The sequence below is a fragment of the Paractinoplanes polyasparticus genome, from assembly GCF_019710575.1.
Classification (GTDB): Bacteria; Actinomycetota; Actinomycetes; order Mycobacteriales; family Micromonosporaceae; genus Actinoplanes; species Actinoplanes polyasparticus.
Genome location: NZ_JAHWFK010000049.1, coordinates 1 through 23,461 on the forward strand (window position 1 = coordinate 1; position 23,461 = coordinate 23,461).

Below are 23,461 nucleotides of genomic sequence, written 5' to 3' on the forward strand. Positions count from 1 at the left end.
AGCCGGATGTCGTGGCGGCTCGGCAGGGTGGGCCGGCAGCGAGCCGGATGTCGTGGCGGCTCGGCAGGGTGGGCCGGCAGCGAGCCGGATGTCGTGGCGGCTCGGCAGGGTGGGCCGGTAGCGGGCTGGATGTCGTGGCGGGTCGGTAGCGGGCCGGATGTTGTGGCGGGTCGGCATGGGTCGGTAGCGGGCCGGATGTCGTGGCGGGTCGGCGCGGGGGCCGATAGCAGGCCGGGCGCTGTGGCGGCTCGGCAGGGGGCGGCGGGGTCAGACGTTGTGGCGGGCCAGCAGGGGCTCCCGCCAGCCCAGCATCGCTTCGGTCATGCGTACGGCGTCGACTGTGGCCCGCACGTCGTGCACGCGCACGATGCGCGCGCCGTGGAGCACGCAGAAGACCACGGCGGCCAGGGTGCCGGCCAGGCGGTCGGGCTGCTCGGCGCCGAGGGTCTCGCCGATGAAGTCCTTGTTGCTGACGGCGGCCAGCAGGGGGTAGCCGACCGCGGCGATCTCGTCCAGCCGACGGGTGACCTCCAGCGTGTGGCGGGTGTTCTTGTTCAGGTCGTGACCCGGATCGATGATGATCTGGTCGGGCCGCACGCCGCGGTCGAGCGCCACCGCCACCCGCTCGCGCAGGAACTCGGCCACCTCGGTGGTCACGTCGTCGTACTGCGGGCTCGGCCACAGTGTGCGCGGGGCGGCCAGGCTGTGGGTGATGACGAGCTGGGCGTCGGTGCCGGCGACCACGTCGGCCATCGCCGGGTCGCGCAGTCCGGAGGTGTCGTTGACGACTCCGGCGCCCGCCTTGATCACCTCGGCTGCGACCTCGGGCCGGAAGGTGTCGACCGAGACGACCGTGCGTGCGCGGGCGGCCTCGACGACGGGCAGCACGCGGTCGAGCTCCTCGGCCACGCTCACCTCGGGGCCGGGGGCGAACGGCACGCCGCCGATGTCGATCCAGTCGGCGCCCGCCTCGGCTGCCGCGGTCACCGCCTCGACCGCCTTGCCGAGGGCGTAGGTGCGGCCGCGGTCGTGAAAGGAATCGGGTGTGCGGTTGACGATCGCCATCACCGCGACGCGCCGGGAGAAATCGAACGGGCGGCCGCCGATGACCCGCACGCGGTCTTGTTCATTCACGATTGTGCAGGTTAGCAGGGCTCCGGAGGCGGTTTTCGAGCGGTGCGAGAAATAAACGGGCGCTTGTGCGTACCCGCTGTCGCTTGCCTTATGCGCGTCGCTTTCCACTTTAATTGCACTCCGGAAAGTATGAATGGTCGAGGCGCACAACGGGTAGCTCATTCGGCGAAGGCACACTGACGAATCCCCTTTGGAGGAATCCCCATGAGTGACGTGCCATCGGGCGTTCGCCGGCCGGACGACACCTATCCGCTGGACGTGCCGCCCACGCCGGGCTACCCGGCCGAGACGTACACGACCACGGCGTACGACACCGGTTCCGAGCCGGCCGGCGACAGCGGCGCCAAGGAGAAGGCCAAGGAGGTCGCGGCGCAGACCGGCCAGGCTTCCAAAGAGGCGGCGGCTGACGTCAAGGACACCGCCAAGGAGCAGGCCGCCCGCGTCGGCCAGGAGGCCAAGGCCCAGGTCGGCAACCTCGCCTCCGAGGTCAAGGGCCGGGTCAGTGACCAGGCCCGCAGCCAGAACGACAAGCTGGTGAGCCAGATCCGCAGCACCGCCGACCAGCTCGACGAGATGCGCGGCGACCGCGGCGACTCCCCGGCCTCGGCCGTCGTCACGCGGGTGGCCGAGGGCGGCCGCCAGCTCGCCGACTACCTCGACCGCAACGGCCCGGACGGCGTGCTGCGCGAGGTCCAGGACTTCGCCCGTCGTCGTCCCGGCGCGTTCCTGGCCACGGCGCTCGCCGCGGGGTTCGTCGTCGGCCGCCTGGGCAAGGTCGTCGCCAAGGCCGACCCGGACGCCGGCGCCTCGGTCAAGCCGAGCACCGACTCCTTCGTGTCGGGCACGGACACGGGCTACCCGGCCACCACCGGTTACACCGGCGTCGAGACCGGCACCACCACCACCACCGCCGGCTACACCACCGGCACCACGCCCGGGTACGCCACTGGCACCACCGGCACCGAGTATGCGACCGGTCCCGGCTATGCCAGCACCACCGAGTACAGCTCCACCGGCACCGGTACGCCCGCCGTCCGTGAGGAGTACGTGGTCGAGAGCCCGGAGCGCCCCCGATGACCGCGCCGCACCCGCACGGCCGGATCGACGACGAAGAGGTCGCTGAGACCTCGGTCGGCGAGATGATCGGCAACATCAGCAACGACCTCTCCCAGCTGTTCCGGCAGGAGGTCGAGCTGGCCAAGGTCGAGCTCAAGCAGGAGGCGGCCAAGGCCGGCAAGGCCGGCGGCATGCTCGGCGGCGCCGCGTTCGCCGCCTACCTGGCCGTCGTGCTGCTCAGCTTCGCCCTGGTCTTCGCCCTCGACGCCGTCATGCCCGCGGGCTGGGCGGCGCTCATCGTGGCCGTCCTGTGGGCAGTGATCGGTGGCGTTCTCTACGTCATCGGCAAGAACAAGCTCAAGACCGTCGACCCCGTGCCGCACCGCACCGTCGACACGCTGAAGGAGGACGCCAAATGGCTGAAGAACCCGACCGGCTGAGGCAGCAGATCGAGAACACCCGGGCGTCGCTCACCCGCGACGTCGACCTGCTGGCCGAGAAGACGAGCCCGACCAAGGTCGCGCAGCGGCGTTGGACGTCGGTGAAGGAGAAAGTGATGGGTACGAGCTCTTCGGTGGGCTCCACCGTGAGTGACAAGGCATCCTCCGTCGGAAGCTCCGTGAGCGACACGGCCTCGTCCGTGGGCGGCACGGTCAGCGACAAGGCGTCCCAGGTCGGCGACGTGGCGAGCGAGAAGGCGCACCAGGCGGCCGACGCCGTGCGCAGCGCGCCGCAGGCGGTCACCGCCCAGACCCAGGGCAACCCGCTCGCGGCCGGCATCATCGCTTTCGGCGTGGGCCTGCTCGCCTCGACCCTGATCCCGGTCACCGACGTCGAGAAGCGCGCCGGCGCCCAGATCAAGGAGAACAGCGGCGAGCTGACCGAGAAGGTCAAGGATGTCGCCACCGAGATGAAGGACGACCTCGCGGGCACCGCCCAGGAGGCTGTCGGGCAGGTCAAGCAGACCGCGCAGGAGGCCGTGCAGACGACCAAGGACACCGCGCAGTCCAACGCGCAGGACGTGAAGGAGCAGGCCAAGTCGGCCGCTTCCTGATTTCCCGCACGTTTCGAGCCGGTCCCTCAGGGGGCCGGCTCGAAGGCGTTTGTACCGGTTCAGGCGGGGAAGCTGATCCGGTATGAAACTCGGATACAAGCTGGCCGCGGAGGCCTTCGGACCCAAGGAGCTGATCCGCCAGGCGGTCCGCGCCGAGCAGGCCGGATTCGACTTCGTGGAGATCAGCGATCACTATCACCCGTGGCTCGACGTGCAGGGCCACTCGCCGTTCGCCTGGAACGTGTTGAGCGCCATCGCGATGAAGACCGACCGGCTCGAACTGGCCACGGGCGTGACCTGCCCGACCGTGCGCTACCACCCGGCGATCATCGCGCAGGCCGCGGCGACGCTGGCGATCATCTCGGACGACCGTTTCACGCTCGGCATCGGCGCCGGCGAGCGCCTCAACGAGCACGTCGTGGGCCAGGGTTTCCCCAGCGTGCGTGGGCGCCACGAGCGGCTCGTGGAAGCGCTCGACATCATCAACCTGCTGTGGCGGGGCGGCTATCAGTCGTACGAGGGGAAGCACTTGCAGTTGGAGGACGCGCAGGTGTTCGACCTGCCGTCGAAGCTGCCGGCGATCGCCGTCGCCGCCGGCGGCAAGCAGGCGGCCGAGCTGGCCGCGACCCACGGCTCGGGTCTGTTCGCCACCGAGCCGCGCGCTGATCTGGTCGAAACGTTCACCGCCGCGGGCGGACAGGGCCCGAAGTACGCCGAGGCCTCGGTCGCCTGGGCGCCGTCCAAGGACGAGGCCGTACGGGCCGCGCACGAGACCACGCGGTGGGCCGTGACCGGCTGGAAGGTGATGGCCGAGCTGCCCAACCCGGTCAACTTCGAGGCCGCGTCGGCGACCGTGCGGCCCGAGGACATCGCCAGTCAGTTCGCCGTGGGCCCGGATCCGGAGCCGTACGTCAAGATGGTCGGCGAGTACAAGGACGCCGGCTACGACCACATCGTGCTGATGAACGCCGGTCCCGACCCCGACGGCTTCATCGACTTCTTCGCGAAGGAACTGAAGGATCACCTGTAAGGCAGGCGTGCTCGGGGGTCAACGGGGTATACGCGCTCTTCGTGACCCTGACCCCCGAGATCTACGGCACCGAGATCGAGACCGAGGACGTGACCGTGGTGGTCGCGACCCGCAACCGGGCCGACCGTCTGCTCGAGACGTTCCCGCACCACCACGCGCGCACGATTCTGGTCGACAACGCGTCCGACCAGCCGCAGCCGCTGTTCCCGGGCGTCGACGTGGTGCGCCTCGGCGAGAACCGGGGCGCGGCGGCGCGCAACGTCGGCGTGCTGCGGGCGCGTACGCCGTACGTGGCCTTCGCGGACGACGACTCGTACTGGACGCCGGGGTCGCTGGCCCGGGCCGCCGCGCTCCTGCGGGAGCACCCGCGCGCAGCCGTGCTGGCGGCGAAGGTGCTGGTCGGGGACGAGCAGCGGATCGACCCGGTGTCGGTGGCGATGAGCGAGTCGCCGCTGGGCACGCCGCCGGGAGCGGCCGGGCCGTCGGTTCTCGGCTTTCTCGCCTGCTCGGTCGTCGTGCGGCGGGACGCGTTCCTCGCGGCCGGCGGGTTCGAGCCGCGGCTGTTCGTGTACGGCGAGGAGGCGCTGCTGGCGATGGATCTGGCCGCGGCGGGGCACGAGCTGTCGTACGTGCCGGATCTGGTCGTCCGCCACCTGCCGTTGCCCGGTGGGCGGGACAACGGAGCGCGCGCCCGCGTCGAGACCCGCAACCGGGTGTTGACGGCGATGCTGCGGCGGCCGTTGCCGGTGGTGGGACGCACTGTGGTCAGGGCTGTGGGCGAGAACCCGGTCGGCGTTCTCGACGCGCTGCGCCAGGGCGGCTGGGCCTGGCGGCGGCGTCGTGCGCTGCCGCCGCAGGTCGAGGGTGACCTGCGGCGGCTCTCCTGATCACCAGCCGGTCGGCTTGTCCTGATCACCAGCCGGTGGGCGGGGCCTCGATGTGCACGGCCTTGGTCGCCGTCATCTCGTCGAGCAGTTCGGGGCCGTAGCCGAAGCCTTGGCCACTGCCGCCACGCGGGTGCGCGGCGCCGCCCGGGGCGCCCCCGAAGACCGCGTTGACCTTCACCGTGCCGGCCGGCAGTCGCCGCCAGGCCTGCTGAGCGTTGCTCATCGACGCGGTCAGCACCGTCGCGGCCAGCCCGTACGGCGAGTCGGCGGCCCGCTCCAGAGCTTCGTCGAACGAGTCGACCAGGACCACCGGCGCGACCGGGCCGAACGTCTCCTCCCGGACGACCGCCATGTCATCGGTGCAGTCGGCCAGCACCGTCGGCGGGTAGTAGGCGCCGGGGCCGGCCGGGGCCGTGCCGCCCCGTAGCGCGCGGGCGCCGGCCTTGACGGCCTGCTGCACCTGCTCGTCGACCGCGTCGCGCATCCGCTTGTCGACCATGGGGCCGATCCGGGACGCCCAGCTGTCGGCCTCGGTGGCCAGGGCCTCGAGGAACGCGTCGGCCACCTCGCGGTGCACGTAGACGCGTTCCACCGCCACGCAGATCTGGCCGGAGTTGACGAAGGAACCCAGCGCGGCCTGCTCCGCCGCCCAGGCCGGGTCGACGCCGGCGTCCACGATCAACGGGTCGCTGCCGCCGTTCTCGAGCAGGGCCTTCGCGCCGGTGCGGGCGCAGGCGGCGGCGATCGCGCGGCCGGTGGCGGTCGAGCCCACCTGGGCCACCACGTCGACATCGGACGCCGCGAGCGCGGCGCCGACCGGGCCGTCGCCGTTGAGCAGGTTCAGCACGCCGGCCGGGAAGTGCGGGGCGAGCAGTTGCGCGAGGCGCCAGCCGGTGGCCGGCGTGCGCTCGCTCGGCTTGTAGATCACCGTGTTGCCGGTGACGAGGGCCGCGCCGAGCAGGCCGCACGACACCGCCACCGGGTCGTTCCAGGGTGTGATCACGGCGACGACCCCGCGCGGGCCGTACGCCATCAGGTCGATCGCCTCGTCGTTGCCGGCCAGGGTGCGGCCGCGGTGGGTCGGGCCCAGCTCGGCGTACTGCCGCAGCGTGCCCACCCCGGCCAGGATCGACTCGCGGGATCCGTCGACCGGTTTGCCCATCTCGGCCGTCATGATCTCGGCCAGCTCGTCCGCGGCCCGCTCCACGGCGGTCGCGGCCGCGTGCAGGGCTGCGGCGCGGGCGGCTGGCGCGGTCGCCGCCCACTCCGCGCAGGCCTTCCGGGCTGATCGCACAGCGGCGTCCACATCCTGTTCACCGGAGATCGGCACCGCGGTCACCGGAGTGTCGTCGGCCGGGTCGAGAACGGTCAGAGTGCGGCCCGAGTTGCCGGGATTCCAGGCGCCATCCACGTATTGCTCCACGTCGTACATGACACGCGCTTGCCCGGCGGCAAGGAAACCAAACGCCCCTATCAGTGCAGCTCGAAACGGGTGCGAATTTTATTTGAAGGAAGTCAACGATCTTGGAATAACCCGAAGATCTCCGGGTATCCGGCGCGCCATGCGAGTGCTGGGAATCAATGCGATCTTCCATGATCCGGCCGCGGCGCTGATCGTCGACGGCCGCGTGGTGGCCGCGGCCGAGGAGGAGCGGTTCAGTCGCCGCAAGCACGGCAAGCGCCCGGTCCCGTTCGCCGCCTGGGAGCTGCCGGAACTGGCCGCCGCCTGGTGCCTGGACGAGGCCGGTCTGCGCCCGGACGACCTCGACGCGGTCGCCTACTCCTTCGATCCGGGCCTCAGCCGCGACGCGGAGAGCCTGGGGCTGAACGACCCGTCGGATCATCTGCGCGTCGACTACGCGCGCCGGGCGCCGCAGTTCCTGGCCGCGGCGCTGCCCGGGCTCGACCCCGAGCAGGTTCGTTTCGTGCCGCACCACGTCGCCCACGCCGCGTCGGCCGGGCTCTCGGTGCCCGAGGACAGCGCGGTGCTCGTGCTCGACGGGCGGGGCGAGGTGGCCAGCCATCTGGCCGGGGCCTACCGCGGCGGCGAGCTCGAGGTGCTCAAGAGCCAGGAGCTGCCGCACTCGCTCGGCCTGCTCTACGAGGATCTGACGCGCCACCTTGGCTTCCTGCACTCCAGCGACGAGTACAAGGTGATGGCGCTCGCTTCGTACGGCAAGCCGAAGTTCCTGAATCTGCTGCGTGAGCTGGTGCGGCCGACCGACGACGGCGGCTTCGTCGTGGAGCGCATCGACTGGGACGCGCTGGCGAAGGCGCGCACGGCCGAGGGCGAGATGACCGAGGCCCACGCCGACCTGGCCGCCAGCGTGCAGGTGCGGCTCGAGGAAGTGCTGCTCGACCTGGCCCGATGGACCTTCGAGGCGTCCGGTGGCACCCTCCGGACGCTGACCATGGCCGGCGGCACCGCGCTCAACTGTGTGGCCAACGCCCGTATCGCCGCCGAGGGCCCGTACGAGCGGGTCTGGGTGCAGCCGGCGGCCGGCGACTCCGGCACCGCGCTCGGCGCCGCCCTCGCCGTACACGGGAAGAACGTGCCCTTCGGCACCGCCGCCCTGGGCCGGGGCTGGACCGACGAGGAACTCGAGGCGGAGCTGCGCCGGGCCGCGCTGCCCTACACCCGTCCGGAGTCGATCGCCGCCGAGGCGGCCCGGGTGCTCGCCGACAACGGCATCGTCGCCTGGTATCAGGGGCGCAGCGAGTACGGGCCGCGCGCGCTGGGCCACCGCTCACTGCTGGCGCACCCCGGCGACCAGGACACCCAGACCCGCATGAACAACGTCAAGGGCCGCGAGCAGTTCCGCCCGATCGCGCCCATGGTGCGGGCTGAGCGGTTCGCCGACATCTTCTCCGGCGTCTACCCGAGCCCGTACATGCTCTTCGTGCACCGGGTGAATCCGGAGTGGAAGGACCGCATCCCGGCCGTCACCCACGTCGACGGCACCGCCCGGGTGCAGACCGTCCATACCGAGACCGAGCCGCTGGTGGCCGAGATGCTCGAGGAGTTCGAGCGGCTCACCGGCCTGCCGGTCGTGGTCAACACGTCGCTCAACACGGCCGGACGACCCATGGTGGACACTCCGCGCGAGGCGATGGAGCTGTTCGGCTCGGCGCCGGTCGACCTGCTGGCGATCGGGCCGTTCGCGGTGCACCGGGCGAAGGCGTTCGGCGCATGAGCGTCACGGTCGTGGTGCCGACGCTCGGCCGCCCCAGCCTGCGCACCCTGCTCGGCGCGCTGGCGCCGGGCATCGCGCGGCACGGCCTCGAGCTGATCGTCGTCGACGACCGTCCCGCGGCGGTTCCGCCGCTCGAGGTCGACGGGACCGTCCTGCCCGGACCGGCGCGGGGGCCCGCGGCGGCCCGCAACGTCGGCTGGCGGGCCGCGAAGCACGACTGGGTCGCGTTCCTCGACGACGACGTGCTGCCCGACCCCGACTGGGCCGACCGGTTGCTCGACGATCTGGCCGAGGCGGGCGAACACGTCGGCGGCCTGCAGGGCCGGCTGCGGGTGCCGTTGCCCGGCGACCGGCGGCCCACCGACTGGGAGCGGGTGACGGCCGGACTGGCCGACGGCGCCTGGATCACCGCCGACATGGCCTATCGCCGGGACGCGCTGGCGGGCTGCGGCGGGTTCGACGAGCGCCTGCCGCGGGCCTTCCGGGAGGACGCCGACCTGGCCTTCCGCGTACGCCGGGACGGCTGGGAGCTGCGCCGCGGGCGCCGCCAGGTCACCCACCCGGTGCGACCCGAGAGCCCCTGGGTCAGCGTGCGCACGCAGCGCGGCAACGCCGACGACGCGCTGCTGCGCCGGGTCCACGGCCCCCGCTGGCGCGAGCTGCTGGAGGTCCCGCCGGGCCGCCGCCCGCGGCACGTGACGATCACCGCGGCCGGCTTGGCCGCGCTGGCGCTGGCCGCGGCCCGCCGGCCGGGCTGGGCCACGGCCGCCGGCCTGATCTGGGCGGCCGGGACTGCGGAGTTCGCGGCCGCGCGCATCGCCCCCGGCCCGCGCGACCCGCGCGAGGTGGGCACCATGCTCGTCACCAGCGCGATCATCCCGCCCGCGGCCACGCTGCACTGGCTGCGCGGCTGGTGGCGGTGGCGGGCCGCGCAGCCCGTCCCCACCGTGCCGGCAGAGGTGGATTGCCGGTGACCGAGCTGTTCGACGCGGTGTTGTTCGACCGGGACGGCACGCTCGTGGTCGACGTGCCCTACAACGGCGACCCGGCCCTGGTCGAGCCGATGCCCGGCGCCCGCGCGGCCCTCGACCGGCTGCGCGCCGCGGGGTTGCGGATCGGGGTCGTCACCAACCAGTCCGGCCTGGCCCGCGGACGTTTCACCGCGGCTCAGCTGGACGCCGTCAACCGGCGCGTCGAGGAGCTGCTCGGCCCGTTCGACGACTGGCAGATCTGCCCGCACGACGACGAGGCGGGTTGCTCCTGCCGCAAGCCGGCGCCCGGCATGGTCGTCGCCGCCGCCGAAGCACTGGGCACCACCCCCGCCCGCTGTGTGCTGGTCGGTGACATCGGACGCGACATCGAGGCGGCCCAGGCGGCGGGCGCGGCCGCCATCCTGGTGCCCACGCCGGTCACGCTGCCCGGAGAGGTCGCCGCGGCCCCGGCCGTCGCGGCCACGATCGAGGCGGCGGCCGACCTGATTCTGCAGCGCGACGCTCTGGTCACCCCGTCATCGCGGCGGAAAGCCGGAACAGTCCTGGTGGTCCGCTCCGACTCGGCCGGCGATGTGCTGGTCACCGGGCCGGCGATCCGAGCCGTCGCGGCCGGCGCCGAGCGCGTGGTCATGCTCTGCGGCCCCCGGGGCCGGCGCGCCGCCGAGCTGCTGCCGGGCGTCGACGAGATCGTCGAGTCGCGGCTGCCCTGGATCGACCCGCAGCCCGGGCCGGTCGACACGGACGAGATGACGGCTCTGATCGACCTGCTGCGCCGGACCGGTGCCGACGAGGCCGTGGTGTTCACGTCCTTCCACCAGTCGGCGTTGCCGCTCGCGCTGCTGATGCGGATGGCCGGCATCGGCCGGATCACCGCGATCAGCGAGGACTACCCGGGCGCCCTGCTCGACGTGCGCCACCGCGGCGTGCCGGTCGGCCTGCCCGAACCCGAGCGGGCGCGCAGCGTCGCCGCGGCCGCGGGGTTCGCCCTGCCGGCCGGTGACGACGGCCGGCTGCGGGTCACCGCCGCGTCCAGGCGGGGACCGGGCGAATACGTGGTGGTCCACCCCGGCGCGAGCTGCGAGGCCCGGTCCTGCCCGCCCGCGACGCTGCGCCGGATCGTCGACGCGCTGGCCGCCGCCGGCCACCGGGTGCTGGTCACCGGCGGTCCGGAGGAGCGGCACCTGGCTGCGTACGTCGCCGGGACCGACGGCGAGCAGGTCGGCCGCACGTCCATGGCCGAGCTGGCGACCGTCCTGGCCGGCGCGAAGGCCCTGGTCGTGGCCAACACCGGCCCGGCTCATCTGGCTGCGGCGGTCGGCACCCCCGTCGTCAGCCTCTACGCCCCCACCGTGCCGTACGGCCAGTGGGGTCCCTACCGCGTCCCGTCCGTCCGGCTCGGCGAGGCCGCGGCGCCCTGCCGCGACAGCCGGGCCACCACCTGCCCCGTCGACGGCCACCCCTGCCTGTCCACCATCGACCCGGCCGAGGTGGTCGCCGCCGTCGCGCGGCTCGCCGCCCCGGCCGAGATTGCCGAGGCCGCCGCGTGAACATCCTGCTCTGGCACGTTCACGGCTCCTGGACCACCTCGTTCGTCCAGGGCAAGCACCGCTACCTGATCCCCGTCAACGACGCCCGCGACGCCTGGGGACGCGGCCGGGCCCGCACCTTCGACTGGCCGGCCAACGCCGAGGAGCTTCCGCTCGAGGAGATCCGCGACGTCGCCGTGGCGATCGTGCAGCGGCCCGAGGAACTCGAGCTCGTGCCCCGGGGCGTGCCGGTGATCTATGTGGAGCACAACACCCCCAAGGGCGACGTGCCCACGAGCCGGCACCCGATGGCCGACCGCGACGACCTCGTGATCGCCCACGTCACCGACTTCAACGACCTGTTCTGGGACGCCGGTGGCACCCGGACGACGGTGATCGAGCACGGCATCGTCGAGCCCAAGGCCCGCTGGAGCGGCGAGCTCGGCCACTTCGCCGTGGTCACCAACGAGCCCGTGCGCCGGCAGCGGGTCACCGGCACCGACCTGTTCCCGCGGTTCGCCTCGGTGGCGCCGCTGGACGTCTTCGGCATGGGCGTCGAGGGGCTGCGCGGCGGGCGGATCACCCCGTACGACGACCCGCCGCAGCACGAGATGCACGCGCAGGTCGCCCGTCGCCGCGCCTACCTGCACCTGTGCCGCTGGACCTCGCTCGGCCTGAGCCTGATCGAGGCCATGCAGATGGGCATGCCGGTCATCGGCCTGGCCACCACCGAAGCGGTCGTCGCGGTGCCACCCGACGCCGGGGTGCTCGACACCCGCGTCTCCACCCTGGTCGAGGCGGCGCACTGGCTGCTCTCGGACGACGCCGCGGCCGCGAGCCTCGGCGCCCGGGCCCGTCAGGTCGCCCTCGCCCGCTACGGGCTGGACCGGTTCCTCGCGGACTGGGACCGGCTGCTCGAGGAGGAAACATGCGCATCGCGATGATCTCGGAACACGCCAGCCCGCTCGCGGCGCTGGGCGGCATCGACGCCGGCGGGCAGAACACCCACGTCGCCGAACTGGCCGGAGCCCTGGCGGCGGCCGGTCACGAGGTGCGCGTCTACACCCGGCGCGACAGTCCCGACCTGCCCACGGTGATGCCGATGGCGGAGCGGATCGACGTCGTGCACGTGCCCGCCGGGCCGGCCCAGGTGCTGGGAAAGGACGAGCTGCTGCCGTTCATGGGCGCCTTCGCCGAGTGGCTGGCCGAGAGCTGGCGCACGGAGTGGCGGCCGGACGTCGCCCACGCCCACTTCTGGATGAGCGGCCTGGCCGCGGTCACCGCCGGGCGGCGGTGCGACGTGCCGGTGGTGCAGACCTTCCACGCGCTGGGCTCGGTCAAGCGCCGCCACCAGGGTTCGGCCGACACCAGCCCGCCGCGCCGGATCGCCTACGAGCGCGAGCTGGGCCGGGCCGTCGACCGGGTGATCGTGCAGTGCCAGGACGAGGTGCACGAGTTGCTGCGCCTCGGCGTGCCGCGCTCGCAGATGGCGCTGGTGCCGTCCGGCGTCAACGTCGAGCGGTTCAGCCCGGACGGGCCCGCAGTGGCCCGCGAGCCGCGGCGGACCCGCATCCTGACCGTCGCGCGCCTGGTCGAGCGCAAGGGCGTGGAGGATCTCGTCCGCGCTCTGCCCGCCGTGCCGGGGGCCGAGCTGGTCGTGGTGGGTGGTCCGCCCGCCCGTGAGCTGGCCGATGACCCGTACGCCCGGAAGCTGACCCGCCTGGCCGAGGCCTGCGGCGTCGCCGGCCGGGTGGTGCTGGCCGGAGCCGTCCCGTCGCACGAGATGCCGCGCTGGTACCGCTCGGCCGACATGCTGGCGGCCACCCCCTGGTACGAGCCGTTCGGCCTCACCGTGCTGGAGGCTATGGCCTGCGGCGTGCCGGTCGTCGCGACCTCGGTCGGTGGTCTGGCCGACACCGTGGTCGACGGCGTCACCGGCGACCTCGTGCCGCCCCGCGACCCGCACCGGCTCGGCCTCGTGCTGCGCCGGCTCGCCTCCGACGAGGTGCGCCGCCTGTCGTACGCCGCCGCCGCCGTCGACCGTGCCCTGCACACCTACGCCTGGCCCCGCATCGCGGACCGGCTCGCCCCGGTCTACGCGGGCGTCGCCGGTGTCGCCACCGAACCCACCCGGGAGGCAGTCGCCTGATGGACCACGATCTCACCCCCACCGACGACCACCTGACCGCGCTCGCCGCGGCGATCGTCCCGTTCCGGGCCATGTCCGGCAAGCTCGCCCGCTGGGGCTCCGACCTGGCCTGGCACCTCGGCCAGGGCGGCCGCCTGCTGGTGGCCGGCAACGGCGGCAGCGCGGCCGAGGCCCAGCACCTCGCGGCCGAGCTGGTCGGCCGGCTGCGCGACGAGCGGCGCCCGCTGTCGGCGATCGCGCTCACCCCGGACTCGTCGGCGGTCACCGCGATCGGCAACGACTACGGCTTCGAGGAGATCTTCGCCCGCCAGGTACGCGCCCACGGCCGCCCCGGCGACGTGCTGATCACCCTGTCGACCAGCGGCCGCAGCCCCAACCTGCTCGCCGCCGTGCGCGCGGCCCGGGAGTGCGGGATGCGCACCTGGGCGATGACCGGCCCGGCCGGCCCGCTGGCCGACGCCTCGGACGAGGCGCTGCGCTGCCCGTCGCCGGAGAGCCAGGTCGTGCAGGAGCTGCACCTGGTCGCCGTGCACCTGATGTGCGAGTACCTCGACCGCGCGCTGCCGTCGGTGCTCGGGAGCCGCCGCGACGCCCCTTTCGCCGACTTCAAGGTGGAGGTCGGGGTATGAGCCTGGTGATCGTGGGGGACACCCTGCTCGACAGGGATGTGCAGGGCAGCGTCCGCCGGGTGGCCCCGGACGCCCCGGCGCCCGTGCTCGACGAGGAGCGGGTCCAGGAACGTCCCGGCGGGGCCGGCCTGGCCGCCCTTCTCGCCGCGCAGTCCGGCCAGGAGGTCGCCCTGGTGACCGCGCTGGCCGACGACGCAGGCGGCGCCCGGCTGAGCGAGCTGCTCACCGCGGCCGGGGTGCAGGTGTACGCGCTGCCGCTGCCGGGGGCGACGCCCGAGAAGGTCCGGCTGCGCTCCGGCGACCACGTGCTGCTGCGCCTCGATCGCGGCGGCGAGCCGCAGCCGCCCGGCGACGCACCGGACGCCGTGCTGGAGCTGATCCGCGACGCCAAGGCCGTCCTGGTCAGCGACTACGGGCGGGGCGTGGCCCGGCACCCCGGGCTGCGGCGGGCGCTCGGCGAGACCCGGGCCCCGATCGTCTGGGACCCGCACCCGAACGGGCCGTCGCCGGTGCCCAACGCCCGGCTGGTCACCCCCAACCTGGCCGAGGTGCGCAAGCTCTCCGGCGACGGGGGCGGCGGATCCACGCTCGCCGTCGCTCAGCGGGGCGGGCAGGCGTTGCGGCAGCAGTGGCGGGCCGGAGCGGTCGTCGTCACCTGCGGCGCCGACGGCGCCGTGCTCTGCCACTCGGGCACGACCCCGCTGGTCGTCCCGGCGCCCGAGGTCGCCGACGGTGACACCTGCGGCGCGGGTGACCGGTTCGCGGCCACCGCGGCGCTCGCCCTCGCCGGCGGCGCCCTGGTCAGTGAGGCTGTGCAGCAGGCGGTCGCGGCCGCCTCGGCGTACGTCTCGTCGGGCGGGGTGACCGCGGCCCTGGAACCGCGTACCGAGCCCGCAGCCCCGGCGCCGGAGCGCATCGGCGCCGACGAGGCCGGCAAGCTCGCCGCCGAGGTGCGCGCGCGGGGCGGCACCGTCGTGGCCACCGGCGGCTGTTTCGACCTGCTGCACGTCGGTCACCTCGCCACGCTGCGGGCCGCCCGCAAACTCGGCGACTGCCTGATCGTGTGTCTCAACAGCGACGATTCCGTACGCGGTCTCAAGGGTCCCGAGCGACCGCTGAACTCCCAGGCCGACCGCAGCCGGCTGCTCGCCGCGCTCGACTGCGTCGACGCCGTGGTCGTCTTCGACGAGGCCACCCCCGAAGCCGTGCTCACCTGGCTGCGGCCCGACGTCTGGGTCAAGGGCGGCGACTACGACTCGGTCCCGGAGTCCGAGCTCGTCCGGCGCTGGGGCGGCCAGACCGTCTTCGTGCCCTATCTCGACGGCCGTTCGACCACCAGCACCATCGCGGCGGCTCAAGCCGCCACCACCACCCGGAGGTAGGAACACCATGGACGCAGTGATCGTCACCGGCGGCTCCAGCGGCCTCGGCGCCGCCGTCGTCGACGCCGTGATCAAGGCCGGCGGCCGACCGTTCGTCATCGACCGCCAGGCGCCCGCCGACGGCGTGGCCTGGATCGAGTGCGATCTGGCCGACACCCGCGCCGCCGAGGCCGCCACCCGAAAGGCGATCGAGCAGGCCGGCGGCAGCATCGACGGCGTCGTCACCGCGGCCGGCATGGACGTGCCGGGCGCGCTGGCCGACGTCCCGGGCGAGACCTGGGACCGGATCGTCACCATCGACCTGCTCTCCACGGCGGCTGTCATCCGGGCCGCGATCCCGGCCCTCAAGCAGTCGCACGGCGGCGTCGTCACGGTCGCCTCCACCCTCGGCGTCAAGGCGGTCAGCGACGCCACCGCCTACTGCGCGGCCAAGTTCGGCGTGGTCGGCTTCACCCGGGCGCTCTCGGCCGAGCTGGCCGGGCAGGTCAACGTCACCCTGGTCATCCCGGGCGGGATGCGGACGAAGTTCTTCGACGACCGCGACGCGCAGTACAAGCCGGGGCCGGACGCGATCCTCAACGACCCGGCGAACGTCGCCTCGGCGATCATGTTCGCGCTCGGCCAGCCGCGGGGCTGCGCCGTGCGGGAGCTGGTCATCGCGGCCGAGCAGGAGAGCTCGTACCCGTGATCCTCGCCCTGCGGGCGCTCGGCGTGGGTGACCTGCTGACCGCGGTGCCCGCCCTGCGCGGGCTCCGCGGCGCGTTTCCGGACCACCGGCTCACCCTCGCCGCGCCGGACTGGCTGACCCCGCTGATCGAGCTGATCGGCGACGTCGACCGTGTCGTGCCGGTCGCGTCCCTGCAGCCGGCGGCGCCCCTGCCGGCGGCCGGGATCGCGGTGAACCTGCACGGCAGCGGCCCCGAGTCGCACCGCCTGCTGCAGGCGGCCCAACCGGCCAAGCTGTGGGCGTTTGCGAACGCCGAAGCCGGGCATCTCGACGGTCCGCCCTGGCAAGCAGAGGAGCACGAGGTGCAGCGCTGGTGCCGGCTCGTCCGCCATTACGGTGTCGCCTGCGACGAAGCGGATCTCACCCTCGCGGCGCCGGGTGACCCCGCGGTCGCCGGAGCGACGATCATCCATCCCGGCGCCAAGTCGCCGTCGCGTCGCTGGCCGGCCGACCGCTACGCGGCCGTCGCGCGGCGGCTGAGCTCGGCCGGCCACCGCGTGCTGATCACCGGTTCCGCGGCCGAGCACGACCTGGCCGTACGGGTGGCCGAGCGCGCCGGTCTGGGCGGCGCGGCCGTGCCCGGCACCAGCCTGGGGGAGCTGGCCGCGCTGGTGGCGCGGGCCCGCGTCGTGATCAGCGGGGACACCGGCATCGCCCACCTCGCCACGGCGTACGGCACGCCGTCGGTCGTGCTCTTCGGACCGATGTCGCCGGAGCGCTGGGGACCGCCCGCCCGGCCCCAGCACCGGACCATCTGGCACGGCACCCGCAGCGAACCCGGCGACAGCACGGAGCCGGGCGTGCATCCGGCCCTGCTGGCCATCGAGCCCGGCGAGGTCATCGATGCGGCTGCGGCGTTCTGACCTGAGCAAGCCCGGCTACAGCCGGCGGCGGGCGGGCAAGGGCTTCACCTACCGGGACACCGACGGCTCGGCCCTGACCGGCGCGGCCGAGATCGAGCGGGTGAAGAAGCTCGTGATCCCGCCGGCCTGGAAGGACGTGTGGATCTCGCCCGACCCGCGCGGGCACATCCAGGCGACGGGGATCGACGCGGCCGGGCGCAAGCAGTACCGCTATCACGACGACTGGCGCACGACCCGCGACGAAGCCAAGTTCGACCACGCCAAGGAGGTGGCCGAGCGCCTGCCCCAGATCCGCGACCGGCTGTGCGGCGACCTCACGGACGAGCGCGGGCTGAGCAAGGCGCGGGTGCTGGCAGCCGTCGTGCGGCTGCTCGACATGGGCATGTTCCGCATCGGTAGCGACCAGTACGCGGTCCGCGAGGACGACCCGTCGTTCGGGTTGTCCACGCTGCGGCCCGAGCACGTACGCACCAAGGGCGCTTGCGTGCTGCTCGAGTTCACCGGCAAGTCCGGCGTGCAGCACTCGGGCACGGTCGGCGACGGCGAGGTGTGCCAGGTGCTCAAGGACCTGAAGCGTCGCCGCCGGGGCGAGAACAGGCTCTTCGCGTACTACGACAAGGCGGCCCGCCGATGGCGCGACCTGCACGCCGACGAGATCAACGAGTACCTGCGGGAGATCAGCGGCGAGCAGATGACGGCCAAGGACTCCCGTACGTGGCACGGCACGGTCAAGGCGGCCGAGGCCCTCGCCGAGGCCGGTCCCCAGCCCACCGAGGCCAAGCGGAAGAAGGCCGTCTCACACGCGATGAAGGAGGTCGCCGACCTGCTCGGCAACACGCCCGCGGTGGCGCGCGCCTCGTACGTCGACCCCCGCGTGGTCGAGGCGTTCGAGGAGGGCGAGGTCGTGGAGGAGCCCGGTGAGAAGGCCGTCCTCGAGCTGCTCGACGAATGATCACCGCTGCGGGCGGGCCGGGTTGATGGCAGCATCGTCGGCATGACCGTCATCGCCACGCTCACCGTCGAACGGCCGTCGGGTCACTGGATCGACCGGGCACGGGCGTACCAGGTCGTCGTCGACGGGGCGGTCAAGGGCGTGGTGCGCTGCGGGCGGGAACTGTCGCTGGCGCTGCCGCCCGGGCCGCACACCGTCCGCGTCCGCCTCGACTGGACCGGCAGCGACGACCTGCGCGTCCACCTCGGACCGGGGGCGACCGTCCGGCTGCGCGTCGAACCGCGCGGCGCCCGGCACGCGGTGGGCCGCCGCTACCTGAGGCTGAGCCGGGTCGCTTGAATCGGCCCCGGAGGGGTAAGCCAGCACCATGACCGACCGGGTGATGGTATTTGCCCCCGCGCCGATCCTGACCGTGACGATCGAGCAGCGCAGCGGAGAGCCCGACCTGCACGTCCATCCGGGCGGACAGGGCGTCTGGCAGGCCCGCATGATCTCAGCCCTCGGCGTGCCGGTGATGCTGTGCGCGGCGCTGGGCGGCGAACCGGGATCCCTGCTCGAAGCGGTGCTGGCCGGGGAGGACTTCGACGTGCGATCGGTGCCACGGCAGTCCACCAGCGGGTGGTACGTGCACGACCGCCGCGAAGGACAGCGGGAGTCGGTGGCCGAACATCCGGGACGGGCGCTGGACCGGCACGAGCTGGACGAGCTGCACAACGTCGCGCTCACCGAGGGCCTGCGCTCGTCGGTGGCCGTCCTGAGTGGACCGCACAAGCCGTCGGTGGTCGACCCCGCGGTGTACCGGCGCCTGGCGGCGGACCTGACCGCCAACGGCGTCCGGGTGGTGGCCGACCTGTCCGGTGACTATCTGGCCGCCGTACTGGAAGGTGGCGTGTCGTTCGTCAAGGTGAGCCACGAGGAGTTGCTGGACGACGGCCTGGCCGACGACGACAGCGTGGAATCGTTGCTGGCCGCCGGGCGCAAGCTGCGCGGCCAGGGCGTGGAAGCGGTGCTGATCAGCCGGGCCGCGGAGCCGGCGCTAGCCATCTGGTCCGACACCGAGTGCGAGGTGCACCCGCCGCCGCTGAGCGTCAACGAGCACCGCGGCGCCGGCGACTCGATGACCGCCGGAGTGGCATCGGTGCTGGCCCGGGGCGAACCCGTCGCCTCGCTGATGGAACAGGCGTTGCGCACCGGATCGGCGGCCGGGGCGCTGAACGTGACCCGGCACGGGCTGGGAACGGGCCGGGCCGAAGCGGTGCACGAACTGATGAGCCGCGTGCGGATCGAGCCGCTGTGAGGGTGCTGATCACCAACGACGACGGCGTGTCGGCGCCCGGGATCCTCGCGCTGGCCGCGGCCGTCGCCGGCTCGCACGACGTGGTCGTGGCGGCGCCGCAGGACGAGGCGAGCGGCATGAGCGCGGCGCTGACGGCGGTCGTGTCGGACGGGCAGATCGTGGTCGCGCCGTTCGAGTTGCCCGGGATCACGGCTTACGGTGTGGCGGCCTCCCCGGCGTACATCGTGGTTCTGGCGTCCCTCGGTGTTTTCGGCCCGCCCCCCGACATCGTGCTGTCCGGCATCAACCGGGGCGCCAACGCCGGCCGCGCCGTGCTGCACTCGGGCACGGTCGGGGCCGCGCTCACCGCGGCCAACTACGGGATGCGCGCGATGGCGGTGTCGCTCGACGTGCTCAACGGTGACGCCACGGTGTCTGCTGCTTCCGGGTCTGCCGCTTCCGGGTCTGCTGCTTCCGGGTCTGCCGCTTCCGGGTCTGCCGCTTCCGGGTCTGCCGCTTCCGGGTCTGCCGCTTCCGGGTCTGCCGCTTCCGGGTCTGCTGCCTCCGGGTCTGCTGCCTCCAGGTCTGCCGCTTCCGGGTCTGCTGCCTCCGGTGGCAACGCGCTCGTCCTGCCCTCGGACGACGTGCTGCACTGGCCGATCGCGGCGTCGATCGCGGCCTCGCTGATGGACGCGGCGGCCACGGTGCCGGCCGGGACGGTGCTCAACGTCAACGTCCCCGACCGGCCGCGCGAGCCGGAACTGCGCGAGGCCACGCTGGCATCGTTCGGCCAGGCCGGCATCGCGTTGGCCGAGGCGGGCGAGGGGTACGTCCGCACCACGATCGAACGGACCGGCGAGTCCCTCGTTCCCGGCACCGACCTGGCCCTGCTGGCCGAGGGTTACGCGACGGTGACCGCCCTGCGCCCGCCGGTCGCGGTGGCCGGCGTGCGAATCCCCGCCCAGCGCCGTCCCTGAACCCCGGCCGCCCGTCGTGAGCCGTGCGGCTCGTCCTTGTCCGGCCTGCCCACCGTGAGCCGTGCTGCTCGTCGTTGCTCGAGGTTGCTCGTCGTTGGCCGTGCAGCTTCTCGTTGTCCTTTTCGTGAGCCGTGCTGCTCGTCGTTGCCCGAGGTTGCTCGTCGTTGGCCGTGCAGCTTCTCGTCGTCCCGGGGGCTGCTCTTGTTGCTCTTCGTGAGCCCGTGCTGCTCCTCTTGGTCGCGAGGCCGTTCATCGTTGGCCGTGGTGCTCCTTGTTGGCTGGGGCTGTTCATCGTTGGCCGTGGTGCTCCTCGTTGTCCGGGGCTGCTCATCGTGGGCCGGGGGCGACGGTTGATCGGGCGGGCGGGGTGACGGGCTCCGGCTTCGCAGCCTGAGCGATCGGGAGCAGGGCGGCGACGGTGATCGCCAGCAGCAGGCGGGATTCGCTGAACAGGGGCGGGCCCAGCGCCGGCACCGGCAGAATCATGATGATCAGGACGGCTGCCCGCCACAGCGACTGTGCGCCGGCGACGGGAAGCAGGACGGCCAGGACCAGCCAGATCTGGTGATGGGTCCACGAGACGGGGCTCAGCACCACACTTGCGGCGCCGACGACGATGACGGCCGAGAGCCAGTCGTGCCGGCGGGCGAGCCGCACGGCACGGATCAGAGCGGCGACAGCGACGGTCCCGCCGATGGCCACGACCAGGGTGGAGCGGGCGTCGGCGGCGATGCCCAGGCGCAGCAGGGCGCCGTTGAGGGACTGGTTGCCCACGCCGTCGATGTAGCCGAGCCGGTCGACCTGAAAGATCTTGTCGGTCCAGTACGCCCAGGAGTCGCCGGGCAGGGTGGCAGCGGCGATCGCGGCGCAACCGGCGAAGGTGGCGGCGGCCACGGCAGCGGCGGTCCGGCGGCCGGCGAACCAGAGCAGCGGGATGAAGATCAGGGGCGTCAGCTTCACGGCGGCGGCCAGGCCGATAAGGGCGCCGTGCCAGGGCGTGCGGCGCAGGGCCAGGAAATCGGCCGCGACCAGGGCGGCCAGGAAGAGGCTGACCTGGCCGTACTTGACGTCGGAGGAGACCGGCGCCGACAGCATCAGCGCCAGCGCCAAGACCGCTGTCGCGGGGGAGTGGCGATGCCGCGTGACCAGGGCGGCCAGGCCGGCCACGGTGGCCAGGGTGGCCAGCGTCCAGGCAGCCTGGACGACGCCGACCGGGAGCCAGGTCAGCGGAGTGACCAGCAGCGCGGCGAACGGGGGATAGGTGAACGGCGCGGCGCCGCGGCTGAAGTCGTAGAGGCCCGCGCCGTCGGCCAGGCCGGACACCGCGCCGAGATAGACCGAGAGGTCGGTGAGCCTCGCGTCGGCCGGTTTCCCGAAGGCGGCGGCAGCCGTGGCCAGAGCGGCGGTGACGGTGACGGCCCAGATCCATCGCTTACCCATACTCGAAACGCTACATAGGGGGTGATCTGCGCGGAAGGGGTGGTGTCGACTTCGTTATGCGGGCGCTTCCTGGCGCGGGCGCTTCGTTATGCGGGCGTTTCCTAACGCGGGTGCTTTGTTATGCGGGCGTTTCCTAACGCGGGCGCTTCTAACGCGGGCGCTTCTAACGCGGGCGCTTCTAACGCGGGCGCTTGGTGACGCGGGCGCTTGGTGACGCGGGTGCTTCGTTATGTGGGCGCTTCGCTGTGCGGGTCTTTGCCGTGCGGCAGGCGCGCCTCGACGGCTCGCATGGCCAGGATCGCCGCGAGCAGGGCCACCGCACCCAGCCCGACGGGGTGCTCCACGAAGCCGAAGCCGAACGCTGCCGAATTGTCGAGCAACTTCGGCAGGACGGCATCAGCGTCCCGGCCCGCCACCGGAAGCGCCGGTGCCACGGCCAGCGCTCCGAGCGCAGCCGCCAACCCGGCCCCCACCCTGCGCCCACCGACGCCAAGTCGCGCGGTCGCCGCGGCGACCGCTCCGCTCATGCGTGCAGCCAAGGTGGCGGCTCTGCTCGTTCGTGCGGCGAGGGTGGCGGCTCTGCTCGTTCGTGCAGTGAGGGTGGCCGCTCTGCTCGTTCGTGCAATGAGGGTGGCGGCTCTGCTCGTTCGTGCGGCGAGGGTGGCCGCTCCGCTCATTCGTGCAATGAGAGTGACCGCTCCGCTCATTCGTGCGGCGAGGGTGGCTGCTTTGCTGGCTCGTGCCTCGGGGGCGGCTGCTCCTCGTGCTCCTGCTGTGAGCGTGGCCGCTCCGCGTGTTCTTGCTGCGAGCTTGTCCGCCGCTCTGGGGGCGCCGGTGTGCTTGGTCGCGATGGACGCGACGGCTCCGGTGGGTGCGTGGGTCAGCTTGCGCGTCGAGTGCACCGCGGCGGCTGGCCGGCGGAGCGCGGGGGCGAGAAGGAAAGCGGTGCACAACAGCATTGGCCCGGCCGAGACGGCCGCGTTGGCCAGCAGGATCTCGGAGGCGTGGAAGGCCGGACCGGAAGCCTGGAGCCCGCCGAAGGCCGCCGCTCCGTCGCCGAAGTGGGGGCCGAACGAGACGGTGTCGCCGGGCAGCAGGGCCAGCGGGAACCAGGCCGGGGCCGTCCAGGCGGGCACGCCGAGAACGGCCGCCGCATGCGCCGACCCGGCTGCAGTCGCGAGGTGGAGCGCGACCGCGCTACCGGCCACGGCGACCCACCGCCGGCCCGTTGAAGCGGCCCAACGCAAGGCGAGTGCAATCCCCACGGCCCAGGTGATGACGGCCGGGGCAATGTCGGCCGCGCCCATGAACGGCATCATCGGCACCGGATTGCCCGCGAACAGGAACGCGAACAACGCCGCCGCGACCGGAACAATCGAAGCACGAACGCGGCGGCCGATCAGCGTCAGCGCGGCCACGCCCAGCAGCAGCATCGCGGGGGCCAGGGCCTCGGACCCTCGCGCCAGATTAGTCGCCACCGCGGCCAGCAGCGTGACGCCGGCCGCCACCGCGGCCCCACGTCCGACGATGACCGAGCGGTCTCGCCACGATGGCTCGTCGACGGCCGGCGAAACCGCCAGCGATCCCGCGAAGGCCAGCTTCCGGGCGGCCCGCCGACGGCCGGTGATCGAAGCCAGCTCGGCCAGCCATTCCTCCCGCATCAGCGGCGCCAGATCGTCCGGCCAGCGCCGGGCCGCGGCCAGGACCGCGGCCCGCGCCACCCGATCCACCACTCCCATCACGCCTCCCGCGAGGGATCGAGGACGACCGGGGCTGGCTGGGCTGCGCGCATCATGCCTCCCGCGCTTCGCCGAGAGGGCCGGCGGCGCGGGACATCTGCTGTCGCATGAGGGCGACCTCGCGCCGGGCCGCGACTGCGCCGTCGGCGGTCAGCAGGTAGTAGCGGCGGTTCGGGCGGCCCTCGGCGGCCGGGTCGATCTGTTCCCAGCGCGATTCGACCCAACCGGCCCGCTCGAGGCGGGCCAGGATCGGATAGAGCGTGCCGCTGGGCAGCCCGGTGTCCTGCATCAGCTCGAGCCCGTATCGCTGTGCGCCGGGCTCGGCGAGCAGCCCGGCCAGCACCTTCAGCACCGAGGCGGTGATCCGCGGCTCACCCATGTATGCACTCTACATAGGGTGGGCCCGTCCGGCCACCTCCGAAGATTGGCTGTCCGGAAAGACCGACATGACGGA

The 23,461-nt window shown here is 73.1% G+C and carries 23 protein-coding genes; 18 read left to right on the top strand and 5 right to left on the bottom strand.

Annotated elements, in window-relative coordinates; all coding sequences use genetic code 11:
* Window positions 1-267 precede the first annotated feature (267 nt).
* Window positions 268-1,134 (bottom strand): dihydropteroate synthase, encoded by an 867-nt coding sequence (folP, locus tag KXC43_RS39140; RefSeq protein ID WP_221381296.1) that lies wholly within the window; start codon window positions 1,132-1,134, stop codon window positions 268-270.
* A 204-nt stretch (window positions 1,135-1,338) separates the two neighbouring features.
* On the opposite strand from folP, the gene KXC43_RS39145 reads away from it, so the two are divergent.
* From KXC43_RS39145 to KXC43_RS39165, 5 genes are all read left to right on the top strand, one after another.
* A complete protein-coding gene (locus KXC43_RS39145) occupies window positions 1,339-2,211 on the top strand; it encodes a hypothetical protein (RefSeq protein ID WP_221381297.1) in 873 nt (290 codons plus the stop codon).
* A complete protein-coding gene (locus KXC43_RS39150) occupies window positions 2,208-2,630 on the top strand; it encodes a phage holin family protein (protein WP_221381298.1) in 423 nt (140 codons plus the stop codon). The genes KXC43_RS39145 and KXC43_RS39150 overlap by 4 nt, the downstream gene beginning before the upstream one ends.
* Complete coding sequence (locus tag KXC43_RS39155) at window positions 2,606-3,244, top strand: DUF3618 domain-containing protein (RefSeq protein ID WP_221381299.1); 639 nt, start codon at window positions 2,606-2,608, stop codon at window positions 3,242-3,244. Before KXC43_RS39150 ends, KXC43_RS39155 begins: the two co-directional genes overlap by 25 nt.
* 82 nt (window positions 3,245-3,326) lie before the next feature.
* Window positions 3,327-4,274 carry a TIGR03557 family F420-dependent LLM class oxidoreductase gene (locus tag KXC43_RS39160; protein WP_221381300.1) on the top strand — a complete coding sequence of 316 codons (948 nt, stop codon included), beginning with the start codon at window positions 3,327-3,329 and terminating at the stop codon, window positions 4,272-4,274.
* A 41-nt stretch (window positions 4,275-4,315) separates the two neighbouring features.
* Entirely contained in the window at window positions 4,316-5,161 is an 846-nt protein-coding gene (locus KXC43_RS39165; RefSeq protein WP_308129467.1) for a glycosyltransferase family 2 protein, read from the top strand.
* 25 nt (window positions 5,162-5,186) lie between these two features.
* Here the strand turns inward: KXC43_RS39165 and KXC43_RS39170 are convergent, their stop codons facing one another.
* A complete protein-coding gene (locus KXC43_RS39170) occupies window positions 5,187-6,593 on the bottom strand; it encodes an aldehyde dehydrogenase family protein (protein ID WP_221381301.1) in 1,407 nt (468 codons plus the stop codon).
* Between the two features lie 130 nt (window positions 6,594-6,723).
* Between KXC43_RS39170 and KXC43_RS39175 the strand changes: the two genes are divergently transcribed.
* The 13 genes from KXC43_RS39175 to surE are packed head-to-tail and all read left to right on the top strand — an operon-like array spanning window position 6,724 to window position 19,828.
* Window positions 6,724-8,355 (top strand): carbamoyltransferase family protein, encoded by a 1,632-nt coding sequence (locus KXC43_RS39175; protein WP_221381302.1) that lies wholly within the window; start codon window positions 6,724-6,726, stop codon window positions 8,353-8,355.
* A complete protein-coding gene (locus KXC43_RS39180; protein WP_221381303.1) occupies window positions 8,352-9,329 on the top strand; it encodes a glycosyltransferase family 2 protein in 978 nt (325 codons plus the stop codon). The genes KXC43_RS39175 and KXC43_RS39180 overlap by 4 nt, the downstream gene beginning before the upstream one ends.
* Window positions 9,326-10,894, top strand: a complete 1,569-nt coding sequence (locus KXC43_RS39185; RefSeq protein WP_221381304.1) for an HAD-IIIA family hydrolase — start codon at window positions 9,326-9,328, stop codon at window positions 10,892-10,894. The genes KXC43_RS39180 and KXC43_RS39185 overlap by 4 nt, the downstream gene beginning before the upstream one ends.
* Entirely contained in the window at window positions 10,891-11,817 is a 927-nt protein-coding gene (locus KXC43_RS39190; protein ID WP_221381305.1) for a glycosyltransferase, read from the top strand. The genes KXC43_RS39185 and KXC43_RS39190 overlap by 4 nt, the downstream gene beginning before the upstream one ends.
* A complete protein-coding gene (locus tag KXC43_RS39195) occupies window positions 11,802-13,022 on the top strand; it encodes a glycosyltransferase (RefSeq protein WP_221381306.1) in 1,221 nt (406 codons plus the stop codon). The genes KXC43_RS39190 and KXC43_RS39195 overlap by 16 nt, the downstream gene beginning before the upstream one ends.
* Complete coding sequence (locus tag KXC43_RS39200; protein ID WP_221381307.1) at window positions 13,022-13,651, top strand: D-sedoheptulose-7-phosphate isomerase; 630 nt, start codon at window positions 13,022-13,024, stop codon at window positions 13,649-13,651. The genes KXC43_RS39195 and KXC43_RS39200 overlap by 1 nt, the downstream gene beginning before the upstream one ends.
* Entirely contained in the window at window positions 13,648-15,033 is a 1,386-nt protein-coding gene (locus KXC43_RS39205; RefSeq protein WP_221381308.1) for a PfkB family carbohydrate kinase, read from the top strand. Before KXC43_RS39200 ends, KXC43_RS39205 begins: the two co-directional genes overlap by 4 nt.
* Window positions 15,034-15,040: 7 nt before the next feature.
* The gene (locus tag KXC43_RS39210) at window positions 15,041-15,721 is read left to right on the top strand and encodes an SDR family oxidoreductase (RefSeq protein WP_221381309.1); all 681 of its coding nucleotides are present in this window, start codon (window positions 15,041-15,043) and stop codon (window positions 15,719-15,721) included.
* Window positions 15,718-16,623 (top strand): glycosyltransferase family 9 protein, encoded by a 906-nt coding sequence (locus tag KXC43_RS39215; RefSeq protein WP_221381310.1) that lies wholly within the window; start codon window positions 15,718-15,720, stop codon window positions 16,621-16,623. Before KXC43_RS39210 ends, KXC43_RS39215 begins: the two co-directional genes overlap by 4 nt.
* The gene (locus KXC43_RS39220) at window positions 16,604-17,575 is read left to right on the top strand and encodes a DNA topoisomerase IB (RefSeq protein WP_221381311.1); all 972 of its coding nucleotides are present in this window, start codon (window positions 16,604-16,606) and stop codon (window positions 17,573-17,575) included. The genes KXC43_RS39215 and KXC43_RS39220 overlap by 20 nt, the downstream gene beginning before the upstream one ends.
* Before the next feature lie 42 nt (window positions 17,576-17,617).
* On the top strand, window positions 17,618-17,914 hold the full coding sequence (locus KXC43_RS39225) for a hypothetical protein (RefSeq protein ID WP_221381312.1): 297 nt from the start codon (window positions 17,618-17,620) through the stop codon (window positions 17,912-17,914).
* A 28-nt stretch (window positions 17,915-17,942) separates the two neighbouring features.
* Window positions 17,943-18,872 carry a 1-phosphofructokinase family hexose kinase gene (locus KXC43_RS39230; RefSeq protein WP_255645605.1) on the top strand — a complete coding sequence of 310 codons (930 nt, stop codon included), beginning with the start codon at window positions 17,943-17,945 and terminating at the stop codon, window positions 18,870-18,872.
* A complete protein-coding gene (gene surE / locus KXC43_RS39235) occupies window positions 18,869-19,828 on the top strand; it encodes a 5'/3'-nucleotidase SurE (RefSeq protein ID WP_221381313.1) in 960 nt (319 codons plus the stop codon). The genes KXC43_RS39230 and surE overlap by 4 nt, the downstream gene beginning before the upstream one ends.
* A gap of 327 nt (window positions 19,829-20,155) precedes the next feature.
* On the opposite strand, the gene KXC43_RS39240 is transcribed toward surE, so the two are convergent.
* The 3 genes from KXC43_RS39240 to KXC43_RS39250 all read right to left on the bottom strand — a co-directional run bounded on the left by KXC43_RS39240 (window position 20,156) and on the right by KXC43_RS39250 (window position 23,386).
* Window positions 20,156-21,268, bottom strand: coding sequence for a glycosyltransferase 87 family protein (locus KXC43_RS39240; protein WP_221381314.1), 1,113 nt, complete (start codon window positions 21,266-21,268; stop codon window positions 20,156-20,158).
* A 227-nt stretch (window positions 21,269-21,495) separates the two neighbouring features.
* Window positions 21,496-23,007 (bottom strand): hypothetical protein, encoded by a 1,512-nt coding sequence (locus KXC43_RS39245; RefSeq protein WP_221381315.1) that lies wholly within the window; start codon window positions 23,005-23,007, stop codon window positions 21,496-21,498.
* 52 nt (window positions 23,008-23,059) lie between these two features.
* The gene (locus tag KXC43_RS39250) at window positions 23,060-23,386 is read right to left on the bottom strand and encodes a PadR family transcriptional regulator (RefSeq protein ID WP_221381316.1); all 327 of its coding nucleotides are present in this window, start codon (window positions 23,384-23,386) and stop codon (window positions 23,060-23,062) included.
* Between the last annotated feature and the right edge of the window lie 75 nt (window positions 23,387-23,461).

Coding starts and splice junctions, on each gene's coding strand:
- KXC43_RS39170 (WP_221381301.1), bottom strand. CDS start 6,593: ATGTACGACGTGGAGCAATACGTGGATGGCGCCTGGAATCCCGGCAAC.
- KXC43_RS39175 (WP_221381302.1), top strand. CDS start 6,724: ATGCGAGTGCTGGGAATCAATGCGATCTTCCATGATCCGGCCGCGGCG.
- KXC43_RS39180 (WP_221381303.1), top strand. CDS start 8,352: ATGAGCGTCACGGTCGTGGTGCCGACGCTCGGCCGCCCCAGCCTGCGC.
- KXC43_RS39230 (WP_255645605.1), top strand. CDS start 17,943: ATGACCGACCGGGTGATGGTATTTGCCCCCGCGCCGATCCTGACCGTG.
- KXC43_RS39200 (WP_221381307.1), top strand. CDS start 13,022: ATGGACCACGATCTCACCCCCACCGACGACCACCTGACCGCGCTCGCC.
- KXC43_RS39160 (WP_221381300.1), top strand. CDS start 3,327: ATGAAACTCGGATACAAGCTGGCCGCGGAGGCCTTCGGACCCAAGGAG.
- KXC43_RS39220 (WP_221381311.1), top strand. CDS start 16,604: ATGCGGCTGCGGCGTTCTGACCTGAGCAAGCCCGGCTACAGCCGGCGG.
- KXC43_RS39245 (WP_221381315.1), bottom strand. CDS start 23,007: ATGGGAGTGGTGGATCGGGTGGCGCGGGCCGCGGTCCTGGCCGCGGCC.
- KXC43_RS39195 (WP_221381306.1), top strand. CDS start 11,802: ATGCGCATCGCGATGATCTCGGAACACGCCAGCCCGCTCGCGGCGCTG.
- KXC43_RS39250 (WP_221381316.1), bottom strand. CDS start 23,386: ATGGGTGAGCCGCGGATCACCGCCTCGGTGCTGAAGGTGCTGGCCGGG.
- KXC43_RS39150 (WP_221381298.1), top strand. CDS start 2,208: ATGACCGCGCCGCACCCGCACGGCCGGATCGACGACGAAGAGGTCGCT.
- KXC43_RS39205 (WP_221381308.1), top strand. CDS start 13,648: ATGAGCCTGGTGATCGTGGGGGACACCCTGCTCGACAGGGATGTGCAG.
- KXC43_RS39225 (WP_221381312.1), top strand. CDS start 17,618: ATGACCGTCATCGCCACGCTCACCGTCGAACGGCCGTCGGGTCACTGG.
- KXC43_RS39145 (WP_221381297.1), top strand. CDS start 1,339: ATGAGTGACGTGCCATCGGGCGTTCGCCGGCCGGACGACACCTATCCG.
- KXC43_RS39210 (WP_221381309.1), top strand. CDS start 15,041: ATGGACGCAGTGATCGTCACCGGCGGCTCCAGCGGCCTCGGCGCCGCC.
- KXC43_RS39155 (WP_221381299.1), top strand. CDS start 2,606: ATGGCTGAAGAACCCGACCGGCTGAGGCAGCAGATCGAGAACACCCGG.
- KXC43_RS39240 (WP_221381314.1), bottom strand. CDS start 21,268: ATGGGTAAGCGATGGATCTGGGCCGTCACCGTCACCGCCGCTCTGGCC.